General features: G+C 65.2%; 9 protein-coding genes. 1 reads left to right on the plus strand and 8 read right to left on the minus strand.

The annotated features are described in order from the left end of the window. The 3 genes from LLH00_15335 to LLH00_15345 all read right to left on the minus strand — a co-directional run. Positions 1-920: xylulose kinase (locus LLH00_15335; GenBank protein MCE5272652.1), on the minus strand; the 920-nt coding region annotated here is incomplete at its 3' end. A 451-nt stretch (positions 921-1,371) separates the two neighbouring features. Beyond that, positions 1,372-2,664: a TIM barrel protein gene (locus LLH00_15340; GenBank protein MCE5272653.1), complete on the minus strand. Its 1,293-nt coding sequence runs from the start codon at positions 2,662-2,664 to the stop codon at positions 1,372-1,374. Positions 2,665-2,726: 62 nt separating this feature from the next. Further along, positions 2,727-4,391, minus strand: a complete 1,665-nt coding sequence (locus tag LLH00_15345; protein ID MCE5272654.1) for a metallophosphoesterase — start codon at positions 4,389-4,391, stop codon at positions 2,727-2,729. Positions 4,392-4,632: 241 nt separating this feature from the next. Between LLH00_15345 and LLH00_15350 the strand changes: the two genes are divergently transcribed. Beyond that, entirely contained in the window at positions 4,633-5,505 is an 873-nt protein-coding gene (locus LLH00_15350) for a sulfite exporter TauE/SafE family protein (protein ID MCE5272655.1), read from the plus strand. Positions 5,506-5,681: 176 nt separating this feature from the next. On the opposite strand, the gene LLH00_15355 is transcribed toward LLH00_15350, so the two are convergent. The 5 genes from LLH00_15355 to LLH00_15375 form a co-directional block, all read right to left on the minus strand. Further along, positions 5,682-6,416 carry an ABC transporter permease subunit gene (locus tag LLH00_15355; GenBank protein MCE5272656.1) on the minus strand — a complete coding sequence of 245 codons (735 nt, stop codon included), beginning with the start codon at positions 6,414-6,416 and terminating at the stop codon, positions 5,682-5,684. Positions 6,417-6,429: 13 nt separating this feature from the next. Next, positions 6,430-7,173 (minus strand): ABC transporter permease subunit, encoded by a 744-nt coding sequence (locus tag LLH00_15360; protein MCE5272657.1) that lies wholly within the window; start codon positions 7,171-7,173, stop codon positions 6,430-6,432. After that, the gene (locus LLH00_15365) at positions 7,170-8,105 is read right to left on the minus strand and encodes an ABC transporter ATP-binding protein (protein MCE5272658.1); all 936 of its coding nucleotides are present in this window, start codon (positions 8,103-8,105) and stop codon (positions 7,170-7,172) included. The genes LLH00_15360 and LLH00_15365 overlap by 4 nt, the downstream gene beginning before the upstream one ends. A gap of 67 nt (positions 8,106-8,172) precedes the next feature. Continuing rightward, complete coding sequence (locus LLH00_15370; GenBank protein MCE5272659.1) at positions 8,173-8,874, minus strand: hypothetical protein; 702 nt, start codon at positions 8,872-8,874, stop codon at positions 8,173-8,175. A gap of 95 nt (positions 8,875-8,969) precedes the next feature. Beyond that, a partial coding sequence (locus LLH00_15375) for a hypothetical protein (protein ID MCE5272660.1) occupies positions 8,970-9,329 on the minus strand: 360 nt, incomplete at its 5' end.

Raw genomic sequence — 9,329 nt, forward strand, 5'->3', positions numbered from 1 at the left:
AGCAGCGAGCCCTGGATCAGCACCTTGCTCTGCGGGTTGTCGCCGCTGCCCACACCGACCAGGCAGGCCGGGTCGAGGCCCCAGCGCTCCGTGAAATGGCGCGCCAGGGGGCCGGCCAGCTCCAGCGCCGAGCCCAGGCCGGGGAGCCTGCCCCGCAGGCCCGCCGCGCCGCCGGGCAAGTCCCCGGCCACGGCAGCCAGCAGTTCAGCACTCCAGGCGCGCGCCCGGTAGTCCATGAGCGAGCTGCCGCAGGCGTTGCCCCAGTCCAGGGGAATGGCGACCCGGCCGGTCAGCACGGCGGGGACGAGGCTCGATATCTGGTGGATTAGCGCGGTCTGAGCGTACACTGCCGGGCGCCGGAGCGCGGTGCGGCGGATGCCGAACGCGCTGAACCGCAGCGGGGCATCCGAGCCGGACAGCTCTACGATTCTATCCTTGCCCCCGACCTGAGAGCGGACAAAAGCCGCCTCCTCGCCGGTGCAGGCGGTGCGCCAGATACGGGCCTCGGGCGTGGCCAACGCCCCGGCCAGGTGCTCCGGCAGGGAGGATTGGACCGCACCCAATGCCAGAGCGCCGAAAAAGCCCTCCGCTTGAGCGTTCAGCAGCACGAACCCGTGCTGCTGGCCCGAGACATTGATCACCCGGATGTCGCGTGGCGAAAGGCCGCGCTCTCTGAATGCGGCCACCAGGTCATCGAACACGGCTTCGAGCGAGGCAAAATACAGGGCCGCGGGCTGGTTGGCCTCACCCGGCTCGGTGGGCGGCAGAAGGTAGTCCGCGGCCAGGCCGAAACGGTCCAGGCGGCTGTCGCCGCGGTAGTCCAGGGCGTGCTCCCAGACTGTTTCACGGCTGTCCAGGTCCACGGCCACGGCGGCCAGGCCCTGGGTGCTGGAGTCGAGTCCCAGCGAGAGACGTGGCATTCAGGTTCACTCCTCTCACGCATTCGGGCTATACAAGCGGGGCACGGCGCACCGTGCCCGAGAGACTTTTATGTTCTCTGGGTTTCGGCCAAGAGAACCAGAAGCCATTGGGGGGCCGTAAACTCGCGTAGGCATCGGCTGTCTTAAGACCCACGGTGTGCACAGGGATTTTTCACGCTGCCTTTGGAGCAGGGCGACGCTGGCGCTGATTGCCCGCCGGACCATGGCGCTGTTTCATCCCGCGGTGTGCATTTGGTATGTACTCCGCTCCTCTGCCACGGCTCAGACATACGGCCCCCGGGCGGCCCGCCGGGCCGCATGGGAAACGGCACGAACGGCAGACAATAGCGGAACGTTTAAGAATGGGGCACGGCGCGCCGTGCCCCTGCAGGAATCGAACGTCACGCACAACTTGTATTCAGCGACCGCTCCGGAGGTTTCCGGGCCGGCCTCAGAAATCGAGCGGCATGGGCCGCTGCTCGAACTTGAGCACCGTCTCGCGCGAAATCAGGCGCGACTGGTCGATCCCCTTGGCGCGGGCGCGGGTGACAATGTCCTCGATCCTCCCACGGGAGCCGGCCGGGTTGTGGTAAGCGGCCAGCACCTCCTCCGGATCCATGTTGTCCACGATGCCGTTGGCCAGCTCGATGGCGTTGATACTCTTGGCCACCGCGGCCTCGACCGGCATGCGCTCGGGGTTGATGTCCAGGCCGAACATGCCCTGGTAGCCGTAGAGCCGCAGCACGAACAGCAGGGCCTCCAGGGTCTCCACGCCCACCACGCCCGGGTCGAGGTCCTGGTCGAAATTGCCCAGCGGCTGGCTGTTCCAGTGGGTGTGGGCCAGACGGGCCTGGCGCAGGACCGCGCTGTACGAGAAAGCCACATCCTCGAAGCCCATGCGCACGTGGCCGATCTCGGGGTTCAGGCCGACCAGGCAGTGCCCGGCCTCGAGCAGCTTGCGGTTGACAGGGTTCTTGAGGCGCGCCTCCACGTTCTGCGCCATGATTATGCCATCGGCGGTGTTGCGCCAGATATTGTTGATCGCGGGCTCGTAGGGCTTGGGCTCGATAGCCACGCGCACGCCCGGGACCTCGTCCATCGCCTCGGCCAGGGCGGCCTCGAAACGGTCCCACATGTCGTAGAAATCCGTGCCCAGCGAGTAGGTGTAGCCGTCGATGCCCGGCCAGCAGACCGCCACCACCGGGTAGCCCTGCTCCTCGGAGATCATCTTGACCAGCTTGAGCTGGTCCACGGTGCGTGCGGCGTACTTGTCGCGCACCGCGCCCAGGGGGCTGCTGGTGGTGCCGAACTGCGAGTCGACCATGCGGAAATCGCCGCCGATTCCGGCCACCACGGAGACGAGGATACCGGTTTCCTTACGCAGCTTACGGAACTGCGGGTAGTTCTCGGCGTTGATCTCCCAGGGCTCGTGGGCCTCGAGGGCCTTGAGGCCCACCCCGCCCAGCTCGGCCGCGATATCGAGCCGCCGCGCCAGGTCCATGGGCGCCTTGTAGCTGCCGTGGAACCGTGAGCCGCCCTCGCCGAAGAACCAGATGCCGGCGCTGTAGACCGGCTTGAACGGCTGGCGCAGCATCCCGATCCGGGTCTGTGGCGCCAGGCGCAGGGCCTGGTGACGGATATCGGCCAGGGTGGCGCCCTCGACTGTCCGTCCTGCGACAGCGCGGACCGACTCATCGTACGGAAGCCTGAGGCCATAGTTATTGAAACCGGAATACTCGAACATCCTCTTCTCCCCCTCGCGTAAACGTTCCCTGCATCATGTTTCACGGCACCCCGGCGCCGCGGTCAATTGAAACGCACGATCAGACGCGGCCGCAGACTGGGCACTGCGTAACTGCCGCCGCGGAAAGTAATGTTGTAGTTGCTGCGCACTGGCGAGACCACCCAGCCGTGGTTCTGCTCCGGATGGGCCAGCCAGCGCTCGAACTGCGGGATGAACGCCGACAGGTCGACCCGCACGGGTGTTTCGGGGCGCACCTCCTGGCGGCCATCCGCCTGCTCGCTCCACTCCCCGCTCAAGGGGGCGCTCACCGCGCCCGAGTCCTGGGCGCTCCAGGCGGGGAGGGCCGGGCGGGTGGCGAACGTCATCCGGCTGTCCCAGCCGCTCCCGGGCAGCCCGACCCGGTACAGGTCATCCCCCCCGGCCGGTGAGAGCGAGTTCTGGCGGCAGCAGAACAGCTCCAGCTCCAGTGACTCGACCCGCTTGCCCGCAGGCGGCCGTAGGCCGCCCAGGTCGTAGGCGAGATAGAACTCCGAGAACTCCTGCTCGCCGCGGCGACCGTAGGTCCAACATTCCAAGTCCGCGCCCGCCAGGCAGGCTGTCGGCTGCTGCGCCCGCACGGTGGCGGAGAGGCAGCCGTCGTAGCCGTTGTGACCGTTCCACAGCTCCACCACACCTGAGGGCGACTGAGGCTCCGGGACATACAGGCTGCGCGCGGCGAAACCATCGCTCAGGGCGCCCGCACTGTCCCGGGCGCGGACAAGAAGATAATGCGGGCCGGGACTCAAATCCAGAGGGTCCAGAGCCAGGCTGAAACTGTCCGTACCCGTGGCCTTCCGCCAGGGACCATAGTCCAGGCTGAACTCGACCTGTGTCACGGCCCGGTCATCCCAGGCCTGTCCGGCAACGACCCGCGCCGAGTCCAAAACAAGGCAGACCGAGCTGTCAGCCAGGGCCAGGGTCGGGGGCGTATCCGGCAGGGAGTCCAGGGCCAGGCTGTCGAAAGCGAACGAGCGGACCGCGGTCAGACGGCCACTGTCCAGCCGTATCTCGTAGAACCGCCCATCGCGCGTGCTGTCCATGCTGCAGTTGGACAGGGTCAGGGAGACTACCCCACAGGCCAGGGTGTCCAGGTTATGGGTGTGGGTGTGACCGCTCAGGCAGAGGACAATATCCTGCGCCCGGCCCTCCAGAAGCGGCAGGGCTGTGTCCCCAAACTTTCCGGGTGGATAGTGCTGGGCGTAAACCAAATGCTTCCCAGCCGGGGTGGCCGCCAGAAGGCTGTCCAGCCACTGCCTGCAGCGCAGGCTGTCCTGGCTCCAGTTGAGGACAAACTCGTAGCCACCGGCCTCGAAAGTCCGGGCCAGGGGGCCGAACACGGCGCTCCACCACTGAGGCGAGCGGGCGTAGTTGTCATCGTGGTTGCCGGGCAGGACATAGACCGGCAGTGGGGCCTGGGCGCAAATCTCGCGGACATTCTCCTCGTACTCCGGGGCTTGGGCGCAGATATCCCCGGTGATCAGCACGAACTGCCCCCGGTCGCGCACCGTGTAGAGGAGCCGCCGCAGACGGCCCAGGTCCTCGCCGGAGGCGATGTGCGTGTCGGACAGGGCGATGAAATCGAGGGGCCGCGGCTTGGAAGAGCATGCGCAGGCCAGAAATGCGGCGACTAAAACGCTCAGGCGGATGAATAGCTTACCGGTTCGGACAGCGCGGTTGTCAGCAGTCATAGGTCGATTCCCTTGCGGAGAGTGCTGCCGGGGCATTCCGGGAGCCAAGGTCCATCAGTTCACCAGGGAAAACTATAAAGGACTGTCGACCGTTGCGCAATGGAGATTTCCCGCGGAAAAAGCAGGAAAAACTTGTAATAATGTTAATAAATCTCTTACATTTCCTTTGTAAGTAGAGTCTTCTTCATTTTTGTCCCCCTTTCTGCCTCAAATCAAGATCAAACAATCAGCGGGGGCATGTGTGGTAAACCTGCGCAAGGCTCTTACCGGCACCTGGATTGTGGCCATAGTTTTCCTTTTCTCTGTTTTCATTTTCTTTTCCTACAGCGGGGCCGGAGCAATCAGTTTCCTGCACGGCAAGACAGTCCTCACCCTTCTGCTTCTTAGCTCCCTGGCGTTCGTGGCCGAGTACGTGGACTCCTCCCTGGGCATGGGCTACGGTACAACCCTTACCCCGATCCTTATGTTCTCCGGCTACACCCCGCTGCAGATCGTGCCAGCGGTGCTGTTCTCGGAGTTCGTCACCGGTATCTCGGCCGGCCTGGCCCATCACAGCCTGGGCAACGTGGACCTTTCCCGAGGCACGGATGACCGTCGCGTGATGTACCTTCTGCTGGCCCTTTCGGTGGTTGGCACCCTGGCCGCGGTGGTGATGGCGCTGAACCTTCCGGCGCGCGCGGTTAAATTCTACATCGGGGTTATTATCACCGCGGTGGGGCTGTTCCTGATCGCCGGAATAGGACGTAAAATACGCTATTCCTCGGCGCGTATCATCGCCCTGGGTACAGTGGCCGCGTTCAACAAGGGTATCTCGGGCGGAGGCTACGGCCCCCTGATCACCGGCGGTCAGATCATGTGTGGGGTGCCTGAGAAAAACGCGGTGGGGATCACCTCGTTTGTCGAGGGTGTGGTCTGTCTGGTGGGGCTGATCCTTTACGTGACCATGCAGGGCGGGATCTACTGGCCGTTGGCCGGGGCGTTGACCGCGGGCGCGGTGCTGAGCGTGCCGGTGGCGGCCTGGACCGTGAAAATCGTATCCGGGCCGACCCTGCGCTGGGTGATCGGTGTAATCACCCTCCTGCTGGGCGTGATGACCCTGGTCAAGCTGTTCTGAGCGGGCCGCGTGCGAGGCTCGGGCTCCCCAAGGCGGCCGCGCCGGGCGCCGGAGGCGCCGCGCGCGTGCGCCCGCCCGCCGTTTTCACGGCGGCGGCGCGGCCGCCCCCTGCTCGATATCCATCCCTCCCTTGAAGCCAACCCCCGAAACCGCCGCCTGCGAAACCGCCGTGGCGGTCAGTCCAGGATCAGACGGGCCCGGCGGAAACGCGCCCGGGCGGCGTGGACCGTCACCAGCGACTCGGCCAGAAGGAACAGCGCCGTGGATATGACCAGGGCCAGCGGGTCGATCCCGGTGACAAAACCGATAATCGTATTGCGCAACCCGGCCGGTATCATCCGCAGGGCTATCCCCGGCACCATCAGCAGACCCATGACAGTGAAGCCCAACCATGTCTGCGCCTGACGGACCGTGCTGGCCCGCAGGGAATAGTGCATGCCGAGCGAGGCCGCAGCCAGGGCGGTCAGCGGGGCAACCGCAAAAGCGGCGACAAGGGCCGGAACGCCGAAAAACAGCACACCCATACCCCTCGCCACCACGTTTACTGCCAGCAGACCCACCGCAAAAAACAGAGCCGCCGCGGCCCAGGCCCAGAGTGTCATTGCTCCCAGCTTGCCAAAAAGGATCGCGCTGTCGCCCAGGCGGGTGGCGAGCAGGGCTTCCAAAGTTTTGCGCTCACGCTCTCCGGCGAACGAGTCGGCCACCACCGCCGAGGTATAGAACGCGGGGATGAAAAGCGCGAAGATCAGGACCATTACCGGGTGCAGCCATTCCGCTTTGCCGGCGCAGGCGGTAATGACCGCAAGCAGGACAGGTGTGAGCAAGGCGCTCAGCCCCTCCTTGGACCGGAAACTGAAGCCCAGGTTGTCCCGCATCTCTTTCCAGATCACGGCGCGGATATCGTCGAGCACGGCTGCTCCTCCCTCAGTCCAGGATCAGCCTGGCCCGGCGGAACAGCTTGTCGGCGAGCAGCACGGTCACAACCCCGATAGCCAGCAGCACGAGCGCCGCCACCGCCGCCAGCAGTTCCACCCCACCGGCCGTGAAAAACGCGAACACCGCCTCGCGCATTTCCTTCGGCAGCATCGGGATCACCAGGGTTGGAATGAAAAACAGCAGCATCCCGCTCATCATCAGGGTCTGCTGGGCCTGGCGCACCGTGCCGGCGCGCAGGGAGACCAGCACCCCGATCCCGGAGGCGGCGAACGCCGACAGCGGCGGAAGGAGCAGAAGGAGTGCAAACACCCGCAGCGGGAAAAACAGGAATTTCCCGCCCCCCAGGTGGGCGAGGTTCAGAGTGATAACTCCGACAACGTTGAGGACCAGGACAAAAGCCAGGGCGAAACAGATCGCCGTGAGCAGCTTGGCCGCCAGGATCGCACGGTCGCTCAGACGGGTGGCGAGCAGGGCCTCGAGGGTCTTGCGCTCGCGCTCCCCGGCGAACGAGTCGGCCACCATGGTGAACACCATGATTACCGGGAACCAGACGGCGAAGATCAGGCTCAGGCCCGGCTTCAGCCATTTCTCGCCCATCTGCAACGGAAGCATCACACCGATGATGAGCACCGGGAAAACGAAGCCCAGCAGGCCGGCTTTCGACTCCCCGTAGATCCGGGGCAGCTCGCGCAGGTCTTTCCACATCAGGGTCAGGGTATCCTGAAATCTCATCGGTCCTCCTTGAGCAGGGCCAGGAAACTCTCCTCCAGCGAGGCTTTCACCTTGCGCACCTGTTCGATCTCGGCGCCCAGCTCCACCAGTAGGCGCACCAGGGGGGCGGCGGAGAAACCGTTCTCCAGACGAACCTCGAGCGCCGACTCCACGAAAGAGGCCTCGCGCACCCCGGGCAGGTGACGGATCGCCTCCAGAATACCCTCGCTCGGCAGGGAGCGTCCCTCCACCCGCACCAACTGGCCGGACTTGTCTGCCAGAAGCTCGCCGGGCGCACCCTCGGCCACCAGGCGGCCCTTGTTGATCACGGCCACCCGGTCGCAGAGCTTCTCGGCCTCGGCCAGGTAGTGGGTGGTCAGGAAAATGCTCACCCCCTCGCGCTGCTTCAGGGCCAGGAGGTCCTCGCGCAGGGCCGCGGCGGCCACGGCATCCAGGCCGGCGGTGGGCTCATCCAGGAAAATGAGCTGCGGACGGTGCAGAAGAAGCCGCGCCACGGCCAGTTTCTGCCGCATCCCGCGGCTCCAGTCCTTGATCCGCTCGCCCCGGCGCTCCCACAGCCCGACATGGTTCAGAAGCTCCTCGATCCGCGCCCGGCGCTCGGCGGCGCTCAGGCGGTAGACCCGTCCGTAGAACTCCAGGTTGTCCAGGGCGCTCAGGCGCTCGTACAGCCCGGGGTGCTCCAGCAGCGCGCCGCAGCGCTCGCGCACCAGGTCCGATTCGGCCACGGTGTCGTAGCCCAGCACGCGGGCCGTGCCGGCGCTGGGCTCCAGAAGCCCAAGCAGAAGGCGTATCGTGGTGGTCTTGCCCGCGCCGTTGGGGCCCAGGAAACCGAAGATCGTGCCGCGGGGCACGGCCAGGCTCAGGTTGTCCAGGGCCACCAGGCTGCCGAAAGACCGTGATAGTTGGTGGGTCAGGATTGCGGAATCGCTCATTGAACCGGTCCGGAATGATTAGGATTATCGGATGGAGAGCCGAGTTTCAGGAATCCTTTTGAAAAGGCTATTTTTTTTCCTCAGGCTGCTCATTGAAAATGCCGTGGTTCTTCAGGCCGGAGGCTTCCTCCACGAACTCCTTGTATTTCTGCAGGGGCAGAAGACCCATCGCCGCACGCCGCTCGTCCACATGCACCGAGTCCTCGATCGCCCGGAACACCACCTGCCCGTCCAGGATGTCGAAATGCGAGCCGTAAAGCTGAGGTTTACCCGCGTGCACGAGCACCCGGTCGGTCAGAAGGGCCAGGTTCTGCCCCGTTATCTCGCTCTGCTCCCAGGCTTTCCGCAGCAGAGGCAGCATCCGTTCCTGGAAAGCGGAGTCCTGGGTGTGCTGCAGGATCAGGAATGCCGACTCCGCGCCGTCCTGCCCCACCCGGCTGAACCCCGGCCAGCCCCCCTGCCCGACTATCTCCTTGAGACGCTCGGTGTTGACCGAATCGACTGTCAGCATGCGTTTCAATGTGGCTGAATCGGGCATCTGCCCCTGGCCGCCCCAGAAAAACTTGCGCACCTCCTGATCGATCTTTCCCATTTCGAGCAGCTCCGCCCGCAGCGCCGGGTTGCCGCAGGCCACGCTATCGGCCGGCATCTGCGCCCGCGCGCCCGGCAGGGGCAGGAAAACCGAGACGAGCAGAAGTGCGTTCCACAGCTTGCCCCTGAGACCGATATAGCGGCCGGGGCCGTGGGCTATCAAGGCCAGATCGCTCATCTACGGGTCCATGAAAAGGAAAAGGCATGAGGAAAAGAGGATAGCGTTTCAGCCAGCCGAATCTTAGCACGTGGTCAGGGTGAAGTCAACCCCGCTCAGCGGCCGCTCAGCTCGAAAAGCCACTCCAGGCTGCGGCTGCCGCCGCCGTGGCTGTCAGTCACCTCCAGGCGCAGACGGTACTGTCCCGGGTCCAACGGTGCGGTGTCTATCTCGAACGACTCCGGGACCACCGCCGCGCCGGTTCCGGGCTGACGGTCGAAGCTGAGGCTCAGGCTATGCTGGCTTTTACCGCCGCCGAACAGGCCGAAAAGGCCACCGCCGCCGCTTTCTTTCTTATCCGCCGCCACTACGGTCACCTTTTCACGGAATTCCCGGCTGCCTCCGGCTCCGGGCCGCAGGCCGTAGACCTCGAAATACACATTGATCGGCTCGCCGCGCGCGAAGCGCAGGCTGGG

The organism is bacterium, from assembly GCA_021372515.1.
Lineage (GTDB): Bacteria > Gemmatimonadota > Glassbacteria > GWA2-58-10 > GWA2-58-10 > JAJFUG01.